Genomic DNA, 271 nt, shown 5'->3' with positions numbered 1-271 from the left:
GTCGGAAGGCTATTACAGGCTTTCGGAGTAAAAACAATCGGATGTAAACGAAGTGGACAGAAGGCAGAATATATGGAATCTATGGTATCATTTGAAAAACTAGAGCAAGCTTTACCAGCTGCTGATATCCTTATTTCTGTATTACCAAGTACAGAGGAAACGAGAGGATTGCTGACCAGTAAACATCTTCAAAGAATGAAGCCCACCTCTATCTTTATGAATTTTGGTAGAGGGGACCTTGTAAAAGAAGAGGAGCTTTTAGAAGCACTAG

Annotated in this window: 1 protein-coding gene; it reads left to right on the top strand. The window is 39.9% G+C overall.

All coding sequences use genetic code 11. The features are described from left to right. Nucleotides 1-271: NAD(P)-dependent oxidoreductase (locus AC1ECF_RS17620; protein ID WP_480390740.1), on the top strand; the 271-nt coding region annotated here is incomplete at both ends.

Source organism: Psychrobacillus sp. Z3-81, from assembly GCF_056620325.1.
The sequence above is the reverse complement of the archived record's forward strand: the minus strand, read 5'-3'. Positions and strand labels throughout refer to the sequence as shown.